The organism is Nocardia elegans NBRC 108235 (assembly GCF_001612845.1).
GTDB lineage: Bacteria > Actinomycetota > Actinomycetes > Mycobacteriales > Mycobacteriaceae > Nocardia > Nocardia nova.
This window is the reverse complement of sequence record NZ_BDBF01000018.1, coordinates 108388-125836: the sequence shown is the minus strand read 5'-3', so window position 1 is coordinate 125836 and position 17449 is coordinate 108388. Positions and strand designations below refer to the sequence as shown.

15 protein-coding genes and 1 pseudogene are annotated in these 17449 nt (G+C 67.9%); 11 read left to right on the top strand and 5 right to left on the bottom strand.

Annotated features, from left to right (window positions below):
- Window positions 1-624: 624 nt before the first annotated feature.
- The 3 genes and pseudogenes from NE2_RS15305 to NE2_RS15295 form a co-directional block, all read left to right on the top strand.
- Window positions 625-1441 (top strand): annotated as a pseudogene (locus NE2_RS15305) (zinc-binding dehydrogenase); the annotation flags it as partial.
- Between the two features lie 86 nt (window positions 1442-1527).
- A complete protein-coding gene (locus tag NE2_RS15300; protein WP_063026677.1) occupies window positions 1528-2472 on the top strand; it encodes an ATP-binding cassette domain-containing protein in 945 nt (314 codons plus the stop codon).
- Entirely contained in the window at window positions 2469-3236 is a 768-nt protein-coding gene (locus NE2_RS15295; protein WP_063026675.1) for an ABC transporter permease, read from the top strand. Before NE2_RS15300 ends, NE2_RS15295 begins: the two co-directional genes overlap by 4 nt.
- Here the strand turns inward: NE2_RS15295 and NE2_RS15290 are convergent.
- On the bottom strand, window positions 3220-6345 hold the full coding sequence (locus NE2_RS15290) for an ATP-binding protein (protein WP_233429791.1): 3126 nt from the start codon (window positions 6343-6345) through the stop codon (window positions 3220-3222). The genes NE2_RS15295 and NE2_RS15290 overlap by 17 nt on opposite strands.
- Window positions 6346-6567: 222 nt before the next feature.
- On the opposite strand from NE2_RS15290, the gene NE2_RS15285 reads away from it, so the two are divergent.
- Together NE2_RS15285 and NE2_RS15280 are read left to right on the top strand one after the other, a co-directional pair.
- Window positions 6568-7305, top strand: coding sequence for a DUF4097 family beta strand repeat-containing protein (locus tag NE2_RS15285; RefSeq protein WP_233429790.1), 738 nt, complete (start codon window positions 6568-6570; stop codon window positions 7303-7305).
- 44 nt (window positions 7306-7349) lie between these two features.
- Window positions 7350-8576, top strand: coding sequence for a cytochrome P450 (locus NE2_RS15280; protein ID WP_063026671.1), 1227 nt, complete (start codon window positions 7350-7352; stop codon window positions 8574-8576).
- A gap of 23 nt (window positions 8577-8599) precedes the next feature.
- On the opposite strand, the gene NE2_RS15275 is transcribed toward NE2_RS15280, so the two are convergent.
- Window positions 8600-9823 (bottom strand): oxygenase MpaB family protein, encoded by a 1224-nt coding sequence (locus tag NE2_RS15275; protein ID WP_063026669.1) that lies wholly within the window; start codon window positions 9821-9823, stop codon window positions 8600-8602.
- Between the two features lie 177 nt (window positions 9824-10000).
- Here NE2_RS15275 and NE2_RS15270 point away from each other — a divergent pair, with 177 nt between their 5' ends.
- The 4 genes from NE2_RS15270 (at window position 10001) to NE2_RS15255 (ending at window position 13069) form a co-directional block, all read left to right on the top strand.
- Window positions 10001-10369, top strand: coding sequence for a DoxX family protein (locus NE2_RS15270; protein ID WP_218018611.1), 369 nt, complete (start codon window positions 10001-10003; stop codon window positions 10367-10369).
- A gap of 168 nt (window positions 10370-10537) precedes the next feature.
- Window positions 10538-11218: a GAP family protein gene (locus NE2_RS15265; RefSeq protein ID WP_063026667.1), complete on the top strand. Its 681-nt coding sequence runs from the start codon at window positions 10538-10540 to the stop codon at window positions 11216-11218.
- A gap of 171 nt (window positions 11219-11389) precedes the next feature.
- Window positions 11390-12088 carry an NAD(P)-dependent oxidoreductase gene (locus NE2_RS15260; protein WP_063026665.1) on the top strand — a complete coding sequence of 233 codons (699 nt, stop codon included), beginning with the start codon at window positions 11390-11392 and terminating at the stop codon, window positions 12086-12088.
- A gap of 141 nt (window positions 12089-12229) precedes the next feature.
- Entirely contained in the window at window positions 12230-13069 is an 840-nt protein-coding gene (locus NE2_RS15255; protein WP_063026663.1) for a mycofactocin-coupled SDR family oxidoreductase, read from the top strand.
- Here the strand turns inward: NE2_RS15255 and NE2_RS15250 are convergent.
- Entirely contained in the window at window positions 13062-13826 is a 765-nt protein-coding gene (locus tag NE2_RS15250) for an SDR family NAD(P)-dependent oxidoreductase (RefSeq protein WP_063026661.1), read from the bottom strand. The genes NE2_RS15255 and NE2_RS15250 overlap by 8 nt on opposite strands.
- 63 nt (window positions 13827-13889) lie before the next feature.
- Window positions 13890-14165, bottom strand: coding sequence for a hypothetical protein (locus NE2_RS15245; protein ID WP_218018610.1), 276 nt, complete (start codon window positions 14163-14165; stop codon window positions 13890-13892).
- Window positions 14166-14403: 238 nt separating this feature from the next.
- Between NE2_RS15245 and hpnE the strand changes: the two genes are divergently transcribed.
- On the top strand, window positions 14404-15762 hold the full coding sequence (hpnE, locus tag NE2_RS15240) for a hydroxysqualene dehydroxylase HpnE (protein ID WP_063026780.1): 1359 nt from the start codon (window positions 14404-14406) through the stop codon (window positions 15760-15762).
- Here hpnE and NE2_RS15235 read toward each other — a convergent pair.
- A complete protein-coding gene (locus NE2_RS15235) occupies window positions 15759-16313 on the bottom strand; it encodes an HAD domain-containing protein (protein WP_063026657.1) in 555 nt (184 codons plus the stop codon). The two genes, hpnE and NE2_RS15235, sit on opposite strands and share 4 nt — an antisense overlap.
- A 342-nt stretch (window positions 16314-16655) precedes the next feature.
- Here NE2_RS15235 and NE2_RS15230 point away from each other — a divergent pair, with 342 nt between their 5' ends.
- Window positions 16656-17321 (top strand): GNAT family N-acetyltransferase, encoded by a 666-nt coding sequence (locus NE2_RS15230; protein WP_063026655.1) that lies wholly within the window; start codon window positions 16656-16658, stop codon window positions 17319-17321.
- Window positions 17322-17449 lie beyond the last annotated feature (128 nt).

The following is a 17449-nucleotide window of genomic DNA, read 5'->3' as shown; positions in this document are numbered from 1 at the left end:
GGCGCTCAGGACGACCCGGTGCCGGCGCCGAGTTGGCCGCCCGCACCGAGGTTGATGCCGAGCGCGCTGAGAAAGAGGTTGAATGCGGTGGACAGGTCCATCGGACTTCTCCTGTCGTTGTCGGTACATCATTTCTTTCCGATACGATTTTCAGTTGTATGGCGTTTATCGACCCGGCTTCGCGTCCTGTTAGCAGCGTTTCGTAAAAATGGTTCGGATCACATCCGGCGGCCTTCGAGTCGGCTACTCGTATAATTTGGTCGTATGCCCAGAATTTGAATTCTTGCTCTCGGTGACGATGCGTGATGAAATCTCGGCAGCGTGTTGTCGCCTCATAATCGCAGTTGGGGAGGGGTTTGAGAAAATTTGGGGCGTGTAATTCGGTACACGGAACCCTCGCCGGGCGTGCTGGTTCCAATCTCTCGCCGCCGGGATTCTCTACCCGATCAATCGACTGCGAAACCCGGGTAGCCTAATTTTCCGGAGACTGATTCTGTTCACAGTAAAACCTAAGAAATGGGGGTTTCCCTGCCTGCCTCCACACCGGCCGTTCTTCCCGTCGCCGAACCCTCGGTGGAGCACGACGAGCACATCTTCCGGCTCTGCTACGTCCGCAGACCGGAGGGCATCATCGCCGAACTCGGCGACGGCGTGGACAACTACGCGCTCGGCGACCGGGTCGCGGTGGGCTGGTTCGGCGGGCACTGCGGCGAGTGCATTCCCTGCCGGCAGGGAGATTTCATTCATTGCGTGAATCTGCGGGTTCCCAGTTGGCACTACCCCGGCGGATACGCCGAGTCGGTGACGGTCCCGGCCAACGCGCTGGCCCGCATCCCCGACGAGCTGTCGTTCAGCGAGGCCGCGCCGATGGGGTGTGCCGGCGTCCACCACCTTCCACGCCCTGCGTGAGAGCAGGGCACGGCCCGGCGACCGGGTCGCGATCCTCGGCATCGGCGGACTCGGGCACCTGGGCGTTCAATTCGCGCGTGCGATGGGCTTCGAAACGATCGCGATAGCGCGCGGTGCGGGCAAGGCCGAGGACGCCCGCGCGCTGGGCGCCCACCACTACATCGACTCGACCGCGGTCGAGGTCGGCGAGGCATTGCGGGAACTCGGGGGCGCGGCGGTCGTCCTCGCGACGGCGGGCAATTCCGCCGCCATGGCCGATACGGTCGGCGGGCTGCAGCCGCGCGGTGAGCTGATCACCATCGGCGTCACGGCCGATCCCCTGCCTATCAGCCCGATGCAGCTGATCGTCCCCGGCCTGCGGGTCATCGGCCATCCGTCCGGCACCGCGCGCAATGTCGAGGAAACGATGGAGTTCGCGGTGCAATCGGGCGTCCGCGCGCGCATTCAGGAACTACCGCTCGAACAGGCGGCGCAGGCCTACGCCGATATGGAGCAGGGCCGCGCCCGCTACCGCATGGTCCTCACGATGTGATGCGGTGACCAGCGCAAACTCCATATCAGCGATCGTGTCAGGCCGACGTCAGGGGCATATCAGCCGGCCACCGCACAGTTGTCCCCATGAACAGCACAGCAATTGCCGCCTCCGGGTTGCGGAAGGCGTACGGGGACAAGACGATCCTCGACGGGATCGACCTGACCATCGAGGCCGGGACGATCTTCTCGCTGCTCGGCCCCAACGGGTCCGGGAAGACGACGACCGTGAACGTGTTGACCACGTTGGCGAAGGCCGACGGGGGAACGGCTCGGATCGCGGGACACGACCTGGCCACCGAGGGCAAGGCCGTCCGGGCGGCGATCGGGGTGACCGGGCAGTTCGCGGCGGTGGACGATCTGCTGACGGGAGAGGAGAACCTGCGGCTGATGGCGGGGCTGCATCGCCTGCGCGGGGATGCCGGCAAGCGGGTGGTTGCCGAACTGCTGGAGCGGTTCGATCTGGTGGAGTCCGCGGGTAAGCGGGCGGCGACCTACTCCGGCGGTATGCGCCGGAAGCTGGATCTGGCGATGACGCTGGTCACCAAACCGCAGATCGTCTTCCTCGACGAGCCGACGACCGGCCTGGATCCGCGCAGCCGGCGCACCATGTGGGACATCGTGCGAGAGTTGACATCCGAGGGTGTGACGATCTTCCTCACCACCCAGTATCTGGAGGAAGCCGATCAGCTGGCCGACCGGATCGCGGTACTCGACCAGGGCCGCCTCGTCGCCGAAGGCACCCCCGACGACCTCAAGCGCCTGGTGCCCGGCAGCCACATCCAGCTCCGGTTCGCACAACCCGAGGAACTGGACGCGGCGGCGCACAGCCTGCCCGGCGCCACCCGCGACGACAGCGCGCTGACCTTACGCGTGCCCGGCAACGGCGGCACGAAATCGCTGCGCCACCTGCTGGATCGACTCGCCGAATCCTCGGTCGAGGCCGAGGAGGTCACCGTCCACACCCCCGATCTCGACGACGTCTTCCTTTCCCTGACCGGTCACGCGACCACGGAGGTTTCACCGCGATGAGTACGATCACCCTGCCCGCGCCCCTGTCCGATGCGTCGATGATGTTGGGCCGCAACTTCACCCACATCGCCCGCACTCCCGTCACCATCTTCAACGCGGCACTGATGCCGGTCGTGATGATGCTGATCTTCGTCTACGTCTTCGGCAACGCCTTCGATGTCGGTGGCCACTACATCGATTACGCCACACCGGGTTTGATCCTGCTGGCCATCAGCTACGGCCTGTCCGGCACCGCGGTATCGGTGAGCTCCGACATGGCGAAGGGCATCATCAACCGGTTCAAGGTCATGGACGTGTCCCGCAGCGCCATCCTGATCGGTCACGTGGCGGCGACCATGCTGACCAACCTGGTGGCCATCGCGGCCGTCATCGGTGTGGCCTTCGCGCTCGGCTTCCGCCCGCCGGCCAGTGCGACGGACTGGCTGGCCGCCATCGGCATCATGGTCGCGACCTCGTTCGCGGCGTCGTGGCTCACCGTCGCGCTGGGAATGGCCGCGAAGACACCGGAATCCGCCGGTATGAGCGTGGTGCCGCTGATCATGCTGCCCTTCGTGAGCAGCGCGATCGTGCCGGCCGACAAGATGGGCCAGGGCATCCGGCAGTTCGCGCAGTACCAGCCGTTCACGCCGATCATCGAATCACTGCGCGGATTTCTCGAAGGACACCCGTCCGGCGGCTACACCGCCGCCGCGCTCGCCTGGTGCGCCGGATTCGCCGTGGTCGGATTCTTCTGGTCGCGTGCCACGTTCAACAAGCGAGCGTAGCCGCCGCCAATTCCTGCCAATTCGCTTGTGCCCCTTCCGCCGTCGCCTCGGTGAACCGCTGGTCACCGAGGCGGCGTCGTGCTGTCTGCTCTATCCGCTCCACATCCGGCTGGGATCGGTCGACCAGTCCGCGAACCGCGGCACTGGCCGCCAGCAACCGGACCGCCTGTTCGTCCTGTCCGGCCCGTGACGCCAGATCCGCGATCCCGACCAGTATCAAGGCGGTGAGCGGTGCGTAGCCGGCACCGGTCGCGGCTCGCAACGCGGCGGCGTGCAGTGGGCGTGCGGCGTCCACATCTGTTGTGAGACAACCCAGCTGATAGTTTGTCAAGGCGTCGACGTAGCTCTGGTCGGTGTCGCCGCCCTGCATGGATGTCGCGATCTCGATCTGCCGGCGGGCCTGTTCCGTATCGCCTTGCCAGCGGGCCAGTTCTGCCTTGGTGAAGGCGAATTCGGCCAGAGCGTTCGGCCAGGCGGACCGGTCCGCGTACCGCTGCGCCTCGGTCATGGCGTCGGCACTCGCCTCCGCATCGCCCAGCAGCCAATACAATTGAGCCTGGCGCGCGCGGATCAGGAAGACGTCCTCGATGGCGCCGACCTCGGTGACGACCGCGATGGCCTCGTCGAGATGTGCGCAGGCGGTGACGAATTCGCCGCGCATGGCGATCCTGTTCGCCAGCTCGGTCAGGGCGAACGACATTCCCCAGCGCTCGCCGAGCGCGCGGAATTCGGCCAGTGCCGTCTCGAGGTGCTCGTCCGCCTCCCGGCCGGGGAAGCCGAGGGCGATCCGCGCCTTACCCACCTGTAACCGGGATAACGCCCGCACCCACGGATCGTCGTGGGTGAGCAACGGTTCGAAGGCGGTCAGGAACTCGTCTCCGCCGCGCAACATGCGTTGCAGGGCGCCGATGAATGCCAGGAGCGGATAGTCGGATTCGCTGTTCCGTCCGAGGTGGTAGGCCTTGTGGACCCATTCCGCGACCTGGTGCTCGTCGTTCGGCCCGGAGCTCATGAAATGCACGATCAGGCCGTAGACCCTGGCCCGGAATTCGTCGTCGCCGGTCTCCGCCGCGGCGCCTTCGTGTCCGCCGATTCGTGCCGCGGCGGTAATCAGTTCCATCCCTTCGGCTTTGTGCCCGCCCAGCCACCAGTACCAGCCGGCGGCCGCCGCGAGCCGCAGCGCGCCCGCCGCGTCGTCGTCGGCGAGCGCGCCGCGCAGGGCGGCCGCGATATTGTCGTGTTCGGCCTCGAGCCTGGCGAGCCACTCCAGCTGCTCGGCGCGGCGCAGATGCGGCTCCGCGGTGTCGGCGAGGGTCGTGAAGTACGAAAGATGTTGCCGGCGTACGCGTTCCGATTCACCGGCCGCGACCAGGCGGTCGTATGCGTACTGTCTGATCGTTTCGAGCATCCGGTAGCGGGGTTCGCTGTCGGCCGTGTTGAGCAGCAGCGACTTCTCGGTCAGTGCCGTCAGCAAGTCGAGCACCTCCCACGGCTCGACTTCCCCCGGCTCGTCGGAGATGTCCGCGCAGATCTGCTCGGCCGCTTCGAGACTCGCGCCGCCCGCGAAGACCGCCAGCCTGCGCAGCACCGTCCGCTCCGCGTCGGTGAGCAGTTCCCAGCTCCAATCGACCACCGCGCGCAACGTCCGGTGCTGCGGGATGGCGGTGCGGCTGCCGCCGGTGAGCAGGCGGAACCGATCGTCGAGGCGGTCGGCGAGCTGGTCCAGGGACATGGTGCGCAGCCGGGCCGCGGCGAGCTCGATAGCCAGCGGTATGCCGTCGAGGGCACGGCAGACGCGCGCGATGGTCGACAGGGTGGCGGGGTTGGTCATCTCCAGATCGGCCCGGACCGCGCCGGCCCGATCACGCAGCAACTGCACGGCGGGAGAGGATTCGATCTCGGCCGGCTCCGCGTCTTCGGCCGGCAGCGCCAGCGGCGCCACCTGCCACAGCGCCTCGCCCGTGATGCCGAGCGGTTCCCGGCTCGTGGCGAGAATCCGCAGGCCCCGGCATTCTCCGAGCACCCGGTGAGCGAAGGCCGCCGCGGCGTCGATCACGTGCTCACAGTTGTCCAGGATCAGCAGCGTCTCGCGGTCGCGGATCGCCGCGACGAGCCGGTCGACCGGTTCCGCATCCGGTGTGCCGCCGAGCAGTGCGTCGCGTAGCCCGAATGCGGCCAGCGCCGATTGCGCCACGTCACCGCCGGCGCCCACGGACGCCAGTTCCACCAGCCAGGCCCCGTCGGGCAGATCGTCGAGCAGGGTGCGTGCGGTTTCCAGCGCCAGCCGGGTCTTCCCCGAGCCGCCCGGACCGGTCAAGGTGGTGAGCCGGTGGTTCGCGATGAGTTCGCGCACGGCGGCGACGTCGGTGTATGTGCCGACGTAGCTGGTCAATTCGGCCCGCAGGTTGGTCTTGCGTTCGCTGTCTCGCGGTCCCGCTTCGCCGCGCAGCAGGGCCACGTGCAGATCGGACAGTTCCGGTGCGGGATCCACACCCAGTGTGTCGGCGAGTGCTTCGCGGGCCCGCTGGTAGACGAGCAGGGCCTCGGCGCCGCGGCCCGCCGCGGCCAGGGCCCGCATCAACGCTGCGACCAGTCGTTCCCGGACCGGATGCCGGGCCACCAACTCCGTGAGTTCGGCGACCAGCTCCGGTCCGCGCCCGAGGCGAATCTCCGCTTCGTACAGGTCTTCCAGCGCGGCCAGCTGCAACCCCTCGAAGCGGGTGACCACCGCCTCGACCGCCGCACTGTCGCGCACATCGATGTCCTGCATCGGCGCCCCGCGCCACAGCGCGAGGGCCTCGCGCAGCAGGTGCGTCTGGCGGACGACGTCGCCGCCACGAGCCTGATCGAGGAGCCGTTCGAACCGCAACGCGTCCACCGCGTTCGGATCCACCGCCAGCCGGTAGCCGCCCGCCTGCCCGTCGAGCGAACCGTCCGGCAGCACCCGCCGGAGCCGGGAAACCAACGCCTGCAACGCATTCGCCGCGTCGGCGGGCGGTTGCTCACCCCAGATCCAGTCGACCAGCGTCGCTTTGGGGACCGCGCGGCCGGGTTCGAGTGCGAGGGCGATCAACAGCGCCCGCAACCGGGCGCCCGGTACCTCGATCACTTCACCGTCATCTGCCCGGATGTCGAGCGTTCCAAGCATCCCGATTCGCACCCGGATCATTCTGCCGTGGTCGGCCGACCCGTGTGAGATCGCCCGGTCCACGGCTGACAAGAACACCGGCGAAATTGAACACAACCCGTGTGACCAGCGGAAACAGTATGTCAGCGGGCATGTCAGCCCGGCATCAGTGCGATATCAGCCGGGTTGGCGACAGTAGTTCTCGTGAACAGCACAGCGATCCGCGCCGCGGACCGGTTCACCGGCCGGATCCCCCGATCCCGCCGCCCGATTCCCAGCAGAGCACAGGAGAACACCATGCCTACCTTCCAGACCCCGGAACCGATCGCCGTCGCCGTCGAGGTGCTGTCCGGCGCCGTCACTGTCATCGCCTCCGACCGCACCGACACCGTCGTCGCGGTCCGTCCCGCCGACGCGGCCAAGAAGGCCGACGTGCGCGCCGCCGAGCAGACGCGGATCGATTTCGCCGACGGCGCCCTGACCGTGACGACGCCGAAGGACTGGCGAACCTACACCCCCTTCGGCGGAAACCCGTCGATCGAGGTGACCGTCGAGGTGCCGACCGGTTCCGCGTTCCGGGGCACCGCCGGTGTGGGCCGGATCCTCGGCGCCGGCGAACTCGGCGACTGCGTGCTGGAGGTGTCGGCCGGGGACATCGTCGTCGAGCGTCCGCTCGGTTCGGTGACCGCGAAGACCGCCCAGGGCAATATCCGGATCGGCGAGGCCACCCGCGGTGTGCTGCGGCTGGAGACCTCGGTGGGCGATCTGGAGGTCGGTATCGGTCCGGGTAGCGCGGCGCGGCTGGAGACCACGGTCGCGAGCGGCGCCGTGCACAACCAGCTCGGGCCGGTCGACGGTGCGCAGGACGACGAGCACACCGTGCGGGTGTATGCGCGCAGCGCCCTCGGCAACGTCGTCATCCAGCACGCGTCCGCCGCCTAGTTCCCCTCGATATCCGCCGATCCATCTCCCGAGAGGAAAACGCCATGACCCGAACGGTTCCCGTCCCGCACGGCCTGCCCATGGAACGGAATGCGGGCCCCTTCGATCCGCCCCGCGAGATCACCCGGTTGCGTGATGCTCATCCCGTCGGTCCGATGATCTTCCCCGACGGACACGAGGGCTGGCTGGTCACCGGATACGACGAGGTGCGCAGCCTGCTGGCCGACCCGCGCTTCAGCTCGCGCCAGGACATCGGCGTTCTGCATGTGCCGTACGAGATTCCGGGCATGCCGGTCGCCACCGAGCCGTCGCCGCAGATCCCCGGCGTCTTCATCGCGATGGACGCGCCCGACCATACCCGGTTGCGGCGCAAGCTCGTCGGCGCCTTCACCGTCAAACGGATGAAGCAGCTCGAAGACCACATCGTGGACGTCGTCGAGCGGCAACTGGAGGCGATGGCCCGGCTGACCCCGCCGGTCGACCTGGTGGCGGAGTTCGCGCTGCCGGTGCCCTCGCTGGTGATCTGCGAACTGCTCGGCGTTCCCTACGAGGATCGAGACACCTTCCAGGTCAACTCGGCCAAGTTCCTCGTCAAGGACCAGGCGCTCGAGGAGAAGATGGCGGCCTACGGCGCGCTGACGTCCTATCTGGCCGAACTGGTCGTCCGCAAGCGCGCCGAACCGGGTGAGGACATTCTGTCCGACCTGGCCCGCGACGACGATCTCACCGTCGAGGAGCTGACCGGCATCGCCTTCCTGCTCCTGCTGGCGGGGCACGAGACCACCGCGAATATGTTGGGGCTCGGCACATTCGCGCTGCTCGAGCATCCGGAGCAGGCGGCCGAACTGCGTGCGGATCCGGCTCTGGTTCCCGATGCGGTCGAGGAACTGATGCGCTATCTCTCCGTCGCCGACATCTTCTACCGCTACGCCACCGACGACATCGAACTGGGCGGTGAAACCATCGGCAAGGGCTCGACCGTCGTCGTCTCGCTGCTGGCCGCCAACCGCGACCCGCGCCGCTTCGACGACCCCGACACTCTCGACGTGCACCGCACGGCCCGCGGCCACCTGTCCTTCGGCCACGGCATGCACCTGTGCCTCGGTCAGCAGCTGTCACGGATCGAAATGCGCGCCGGATTCGCCGGCCTGCTGCGCCGCTTCCCGACCATGGCCCTCGCCGTCCCGGCCGATGCGGTGAGGTTGCGGACCGATATGAATATCTATGGGGTGCACGAACTTCCGGTCACATGGACGGATGTCGCGGAGTAGCCGGAGCGGTCGGGTGCGGCGGTTCAGGCGGCCGGGGTGATGTGCTCGGCCGCTCCGCCGATCACAGCCGCATCGGGTCCGGCGAGGGTGCGGATGAAGGCCAGTTGCGCGGCCCGGCCTTCGGCGACGACGCGCTCGAACTGGCCCGGGATCAGCCGGGCCCGCGCCGACCGCGCGAGGTTGACGGGTATGCGCAGCACGGGATACCAGGGAAGGGTGCGACTGGGCAGGCCGAGTCGTTTCATGGCGGCTGGGCCCAGATACATCATCGCGATCGACAGGTGCTGGGACCGGGCGATCCGCCGCCGCAGTCCCGGCAGTCGGTCGTAGTGCCAGCCGAGCGGTTCGTCACGCATCGGGATCGCGAGTTGGCGGGAGGTGTCGTCCGGGTTCGTGATCGCGGTCATCGTGTGGTAGAGAATGCGGACGCTGTCGCGAAAGTCGTTGGGCAGGAAGCGTTCCTCGACACCCATCACCCAGCCGACGTAGCGGGCCAGGTGGGCCATGGCCTCCGCGTCGCGGGGCGTGATGACGACTCCCATGCCGATGGCGCCGATCATCGGGGCGATCAGCGCGCCGACCAGTGTGGCGGCCATATCGGTCTGATTGATCGGCAGTCCCCACTCCTCGGCCCGCCAGTCCGGTAGTGCGGCCACATGCCGGCGGACCAGCGAGTGGATCAGCCGGACGTGCACGGTCGAGCGAAAACCGGTGCCGCCCGGCGCCATTCCGCCGGCCGCGGTGACATCCATCGCCCACTGCGTGGTCTCGGCGAATCGCTTGGCCGGGCCCTTCTCCAGGGCGCCGGTGCGCAGCAGCGTCTTGTTGAAACCGGAGGCCAGGTAGCCGCCCAGGAACGACATGTCGCGGGCGACGTAGATCCCGTCGCGGCCGCCCAGGCAGGAGACGCGCTCGGCGTGGCGGATCTTTCGCCGATCCACCCACTCGGGCACCGCTTCGACGTATTCGAAGAATTCGCGCAGGGGCACCGGGGCATTCGGTACTGCGGCGATGCCCTCCCGCAGGGCGCGGTCGAACAGCGGCCGGGTCGTGGCCATGCCCTCGCGATACATCCAGTCCACGAGCTCGTCCATCGGTCGGTCGCCGACGGTCAGTGCCTCGCCCAGCTCGCGAAATTCGGCCGGGCCCGGCGCGCCGAGCCCGAGCATCCGGGCGAGCGTGCCGAGACCGGGCCCGGGGACGGGCCGGGGTGAGCTCGGGTGCCGGAGCGGAACGGTCGGCGTCACGATGTCCTCCTCGTCGAAGATCTGGCAAGATCCTCTACCAGAAACCGGCTTTTGGCAAGACCTCCTACCAAAAGCGGCGGCCTTGCGGTCCTGCCGTGCCCTTCGGTCGATGTTCCTTTTGTACGCCGTCCGATTCCGGCGGATGATGCTGCTTACCATTCGTCATCATCGGAGGTCATGGTGGAGATCGCGTACTGGATCGTCGGCGCGCTGCTGGCGGTGTTCTACCTCTACTCGGGCGGGATCAAGATGCTGCGGTCGAAGGACCGGCTGCGCCCGATGATGGGGTGGATCGACACCGTGCCGCTGGGCCTGGTGCGAGGCATCGGCGCGAGCGAGGTCCTCGGCGCGGCCGGGCTGATCCTGCCGCCGCTGACCGGGATCGCCGTGGTTCTCGCGCTCGTCGCCGCCATCGGATTGGCGCTGGTGCAGGTCGGTGCGATCGTGGTGCATCTGCGCCGCGGCGAGGTGAAGCTGATCGGCCTGAATGTGGTCCTGCTGGTGCTGGCCGTCGTCGCCGCGTGGTTGTCCACCGTGTGGTTGTGAGCAGGGTTCGAAACTCCGGTCGGGGAATCCTCGGCAATTCGGTATGGTGCCTCGAAATTACCTATAGCCCCAAGTAGATTGCAGAAATCGGTCGCGGCTCGGAACTCGTGACCGAATGACAGCGAGCCTGTGGCAAATAATCGCTCGTGCGGCCGAAAGGAACGGCGGATGGGCACCGTGATCGGGAGGACCCTGCCCTTGGCCGCCGCGATCGCGGTGAGTCCACTGCCGCTCATCGTGGCGGTGCTGATGCTGGTGTCGGGGCAGGCGCGGACGAAGAGCAGCGGATACCTGCTCGGCCGGATCTGCGGGTTCGCGGTGCTCGTCACCGCGGTGGCCTGGCTGATCGGCGCGTCCGCGGGCCGGCATCTGCCTCCCCATCACGCCTCGACCGCGACCTCGCTCATACGTCTCTGCGGCGGGATCGGGTTGCTCGGTGTCGCGGCGTGGTTCGGGTTTCAGCGCGGGCGCGGCGAGGCGAAGCCGCGGAAACTGTGGGACCGAGTCGACCGCGTGACTCCGGCGGGCGCCTTCGGGCTCGGTGTGGCGCTCGTCGTCGTCGACGTCAGCACCCTCGTCCCCGCCGTCATGGGCGGGCTCGACATCGCCGAGGCGCGGCTGCCGGCGCCGAGAGCGGTGGGCGCCGGTGCGATCTTCCTCGTGATCGCGCTGGCTTCGTGCATCGCGCCGGTCGTCGCCTACCTGGTCGCGGGTGAGCGGCTCGATCAACCCCTGGCCGCCACCAAAACCTGGCTGGTCGCCAACGACCGAACCGTGATGATGGTGCTGCTGCTGCTCGTGGGAACGATGCTGATCGGCCGAGCCATCGAAGCCCTGACCTCCGGATAGTCGCGGCGGTTCAGCGGTGGCGCCCCGGTGATGTAGATCACTGTCGCGGGTTGTTATGCGACGGGCTCGACGGGCGTCTTGTGTGCGTCCACGCAACGAAGAGGGCTCGGCGACGGCGGCGGATTTCGTCTCGCCCGCCGCCGTCCGCCTCCTCTGTCCGAAGGAAAAGCCATGCGTATCACCATCTTCGGGGCCAACGGTCCCACCGGCCGCCAGCTCACCGCGCAGTCGCTGGCCGCCGGACATCAGGTCGCGGCGGTGACGCGGCAGCCGGGCGAATTCCCGCTGCGCCATGAGCGGCTCGAGGTGATCGGCGCCGATGTGCTCGACCCGGCCGCGGTCGACACCGCGGTGAAGGGGGGCGACGCGGTGCTGTCCGCGCTCGGGGTGCCGCCGAGCAAGGAACCGATCACCACTTATTCCGAGGGCGTGTCGAACATCGTGACGGCGATGCGGCGGCACGGGGTGAGCCGGATCGTGGTGGTGAGCTCGGCCGGCGTCGATCCGCGCCCCTACAGCGAGGGCGGCTTCCTCTTCAATCGGCTGCTGGTGCCGTATGTGACGCGGGTGGCGGGCAAGACGCTCTACGACGATATGCGGCGGATGGAAGCACTGCTGCGCGACAGCGATCGGGAGTGGACCGTGGTGCGTCCGAGCGGACTCTACGACCGCCCCGACGTCACCGATTACACGATGGTCGAGGACTACGCCGACGGGATCTTCACCGCCCGAAGCGATCTGGCCGCGAGCATGCTCGCCGCCGTGGCCGAGGGCCGTTTCGTCCGCGCCGCGGCCGGTGTGATCACCACCGATTCCGGTAACCCCACCCTGCTGCGATGGATCCGGCAGCAGGCGAGCGGCGGCCACTGAACCACACCGGGCGCAAGGTATGGAAATTTCATTCTCGATGCTGGAGAATCCGATTAGCAAGTGAGCGATCGCTCGGCGCGGGTGGTCGGGAATCCGGCATCGGGCATCGGTGTGCCCGAGTGGCAATGAACGAGGTGCGTTATGGCTGGGCGGGTAGAGGGCAAGGTCGCCTTCATCACTGGAGCGGCACGCGGCCAGGGGCGAAGTCATGCGGTGCGGCTCGCGGAGGAGGGCGCCGACATCATCGCCGTCGACGTCTGTAAACCGGTGAGCGGTACCGATCTGATCCCGGCTTCGACCCCGGCCGATCTGGCCGAGACGGTGGAGCTGGTCAAGGGTCTCGGCCGGCGCATCGTCACCGCCGAGGTCGACGTCCGCGATTTCGACGCGTTGAAGGCCGCCGTGGACAACGGGGTCGAGCAGCTGGGCCGGCTCGACATCATCGTGGCGAACGCCGGGATCGGCAACGGGGGTGCGACCCTGGCCGAAACCAGTGAACAGGACTGGAACACGATGATCGGCATCAATCTGGAAGGTGTCTGGAAGACCGTGAAAGCCGGTGTGCCGCATCTGCTTTCCGGCGGCAACGGCGGCTCGATCATCCTCACCAGTTCGGTGGGCGGACTCAAGGCCTATCCGAACACCGGGCATTACGTCGCCGCCAAGCACGGCGTGGTCGGCCTGATGCGGACCTTCGCGGTCGAGTTGGGCGCGAATTCGATCCGGGTCAATTCGGTCCATCCGACCAACGTGAACACCCCGATGTTCATGAACGAGGGAACGATGAAGATGTTCCGCCCGGATCTGGAGAATCCGGGCGTCGAGGATTTCGAACCGGTGGCGAAGTTCATGCACGTCCTGCCGGTCGGCTGGGTCGAGCCGGTGGATATCAGCAATGCGGTGCTGTTCCTCGCCTCGGACGAATCGCGCTACATCACCGGCCTGCCGGTGACCGTCGACGCGGGCAGCATGCTCAAGTAGGCGCGCCGGCGAGTACGGCCACACCCGTCCGCCCGCCGTCGACGTCCACGACGGTGCCGTGCACGAACGATGCCTCGTCGGAGGCCAGGAAGACCGCGGCCGCCGCGATGTCCTCGGCGGTTCCGGCCCTTCCGGCGGGCGTGCCGTGCATCATGGCGCCGGCGGCGGCGTCACGCTCCGGCGGCAGCACGACGCCGGGCGAAATGGCGTTGACGCGAACGCCTTTCGGGCCGAACTCCGCCGACCACGCCCGCGTGAGGGTTTCCACCGCCCCCTTGGTCGAGGCGTAGAGGGCGCCTACGGGCACGCTCAGCCGCGCCACCCACGAGCCGAGATTCACGATCACGCCGCCACCCGCCTCGACCATCGCCGGAGCCACCGCCTGGGTGAGGAAGAACGGCGCCTTGACGTTGACGGCGTAGACGCGGTCGAACATCCGCTCGTCGGCGGTCGCGGTGGTCGCCGGCGGAAAGATCCCGGCATTGTTGACCAGGATGTCGATGCGCCCACCGAGCGCTCGGGTGGCCGCATCCGCCAGCGCACGGGCGGTGGCCGCACTGCCGTCGAGGTCGGCGTGCACATAGTCGGCGCGGCCGCCGCCCGCGCGGATCTCGGCAACGACCGCCGCGCCGCGCTCGTCGTCGCGGCCGGAGACGACGACATGCGCCCCCGCCGCGGCGTAGGCCACCGCGATGGCGCGTCCGATATTGCTGGTGGAACCCGTGATGAGGGCTGTTCGGCCCGAGAGTCGTGACATGAGACCGAAGCTACGAGCGATTTTTTGGACCAGCAAGTCCAAAGTTGCCCGGGGCGAATTCGGCTAGGCCCCGCCGAAACCCCGGTACGGGCTCAAGGGAATCACGGTGAATTCGGAGACTCCGGCCGCGGCCATGGGCAGTTCCGCGACGATCGCATTCGCCTCTTCGGCATCGGCCGCCTCGATGGTGAAGCAGGCACCGGCGATATCGCCGCGCAACCAGATCTGGCGGACGACGCCGTCGAGATAGAGCTTGCGGACGTGGTCGGTCTCGGCCGGTAGTACTTTCTCGAAATCCGCGTCGGTGAACGATTCGGTGCGGCGCCGGGAAAGAACCATGAATTGCACTGTGCCTCCTGGTGTTCATCGGTTCGGACGACCATTCTCTCGCCTCGGTGCCGCGGCATCGGGCGCCGTCGCTTCCCATGAGTTGGGCGAGAGAATGTGACAACATTTCACTCACCGTTGACCGTCGATGTCCGGCTGCCTACAGTGATCGGAACCGGCTCGGTGCGGCTCGGCCTTCGGATCGAGGTCGCCGGGGGGGCGAAACCCGCTGTCGCGCATGGAGGTTCGAATGAACGACGCTCGTCGGTTCGTGGTGATCGGTGGTGGTCTGGCCGGGCTGGCGTCGGCTGTCTGGCTGGCCGAGGCCGGGAAGCGGGTGACGCTGCTGGAGCGCCGGGCCCGGCTCGGTGGCCGCACCCAGGCGATGACGGTCGCCGAGGTCGGCGATACGCCCGACAACGGTCAGCACGTGATCGCCAGCGGCTACCACCACCTCTTCCGGTATCTGGCGAGTGTCGGCACCGAGAAATATCTGGAATTTCCCACCGGGGGAACGCTGCGCTGGCCGGGCGGACGCGCAACGGCGTTGCACACCAGAGGTATCCGGGCCTTCGGCACACTGCTGGGCGCACATCCGGATGCCGGGTTGGGCGAGCGGCTGGCCGCGGCGCGGGCGACGATGCGGTTGGGTCTGCAGTGTCTGTTCCAGCCCGCGGATCTGGCCGACATCACCACCGAGCAGTGGTTCGAGCGCATCGGTATGCCCGCGAAAGCGCGTGAGGCGCTGTGGGATTGGCTGGCACTGGGCATCGCCGCCGAGCCGGTGCAGCGGGAATGCGCGAAGGTCTTCGCCGATGTGCTGGCCACCGGCATCCGGCTGGGAGTGCGGGATCGGCGCGCGGTCACCATCGGCTATCCGACCGTCGATCTCGACACGCTCTACATCACCGGTGCGGAGGAGGTGTTCCGCCGCCACGGGGTCGAGGTCCGTTATCGCGCGGTGGCGGACCGGATCCGGATCGTGGACGGCGCGGTGACCGGTGTCGAACTGGTGGACGGCACCACGGTCCCGGCCGATGCCGTGATCTGCGCCGTACCCAATTCCCGGATCCACGGCCTGCTCGACGATCTCCCCGAACACGCCGAAATCTACGCCGCGGCAGACAAATTGGGTGCCACGCCCATCGTCAGCACCAATCTGTATCTGGACCGGCCGCTCGGCACCCGCAGTGCGATGGAGGCGATCATCGGCGGGACGGGGGTGATCGACGAGGTGTTCGACCGGCAGCGCATGCACGGCCGCGAACCGAACGGCACCTGGCTGTACTGCCTGACCACCAGCGGCGCCTACGAACAGATCCACAAGAGCAGCGACGACATCATCGACGAGCAGATGGACCTGCTGCGCCGCTACTACCCCGAGGCGGCCGAGGCGCGGGTGGTGCACGGCCACGTGGTCAAGATGCCGAAGGCGACCTTCTCCCAGGCCCTCGGCACCGACGGCCTGCGACCCGATCAGCGCACCTCGGTGCCCACCCTCATGCTGGCCGGGGACTGGACCAGCACCGACTGGTCGGCCACCATGGAAAGCGCTGTTCAGAGCGCCTCCAAGGCGGTGGCGGCGCTGTTGCGTCTGCCGCCGCTCTAGCGAGTTCGCGGCCCGCGAAGCGGCTCCAGGAACGCCCGGGCGAGCTCGAGGTGGTCGGGCGTCAAACCGGTGTGGCGGTCGACCGGGACGAGCAGGGTCGGGGCGACGGTGGCGGTGCGGCGCTCGGCCCAGCCCTGGTCGGCGGGCTGGAATTCGTCGTCGAACCAGCACAGCGGCCGGCGTCCGGCCCAGCGGTCGATGGTCGGAAGCTTGCCGTGGTGGCCCTCGCGATGCCGAATTCCGGTGTCCTCGAAGATGATCACCTCCAGCGGCGGCAGGCCGAGGACGGGACCGAGGACCGTATTCGCCGCATATTCCCACGCGGTCGCCCACACCAGTTCGGCATCGGTGATGTCGGCCAGTTCCAGTAGCCGCGAGCCGACGGCCGCGTCGAGCAGCACCTGCTGATCGATGGGCGGAATCGCGGGAATGATGCTGTGCTGCAACACATAAGGCCGGTAGCCGTGCGGGGGTGGGTGCGTGGGCCGGGGGTAGGGATTGAGGGGGCCGTCGACATCGAGCAGGATCGCGGCCCGTGATGTTTCGGTCATGACGCCCCCCGTTCGCTCATCCCAGGCTACGACGGCACCTGCGGATGAGTCCGCCACTCGCGGCAACGGTTTCGTGTCGACCCGATAACCGGGGCGAACGCACCGAAAATCGCCTCGGGAATCGCCCCGGCGGGCCGGCTGCGACGCGCCGAGCGACACGCGAGCAATCCCGTTAAATTTACGCCAGACCTGCATTCTCGACGGCACACGTTCGGTTATCGTTCATCTCACTGTCCGATGCTGCTGCCGGCGCGCCAGGACTGGTCGTCGATCCGGAGCGTTGTGGGCCGGTGTGACGATCGTTGGGCGTTACCGGAGTCCGTCCCGAAAGATCGAGGGAACGTGCCTGCACCCGTCATCCTGACCGGCCGCCTCGTGCGGCTGGAACCTTTGGCACCGCACCATGTTCCGGGGCTCGCCGAGGCGGGCGCCGAGGATCGCGACGCGTTCGCGTTCACCCCCGTACCGCACGGCCGGGCCGAGGCCGCGGACTACGTCGCACAGGCCGCGGCGGCGCACGCCGTCGGTTCGGCGCTGGCCTTCGCGGTCGTCGCGACGGCCGACAACCGGGTACTGGGCTCGACGCGCTTCAACCGCTTCGACTACTGGCAGGGGCCGCTGGTGTGGCCCATCGTGCACGGTATGCCGACCGGAGATCCGCTGCTCGCGGTGCCCGACGCCGCCGAGATCGGCAATACCTGGCTCTGCTCGCAGGCGCGCGGCGCCGGTATCAATCTGGAATCGAAATTGTTGCTGCTCGAGCACGCCTTCGACGTGTGGCGGGTCCGCCGGATCGCGCTGCGCGCCGATGTGCGAAATGTGCGCTCGCGCATGGCGATCGAGCGGTTGGGGGCGACCAGCGACGGCGTCCGGCGGGCGCATTCGCGCGGTCTGGACGGAACCGTGCGCAGTACCGCGTTCTATTCCATCCTGGACGAGGAATGGCCGGCGGTGCGCCGGCGCATCGACTCGGAGCTGGCCGGTCTGCCCCGGTTGCTGAACGCCTGATCGCACCCCGGAAGCAACCGGATAGCGAATTCCGGATGTCGCGTCGTGTCCCCGGCTCCTATAATTCATGGCACAACGGTCGGACGTCGAGGAGATCGGTCCGAGTCGGGTAACTCGGCGGCCGGCGC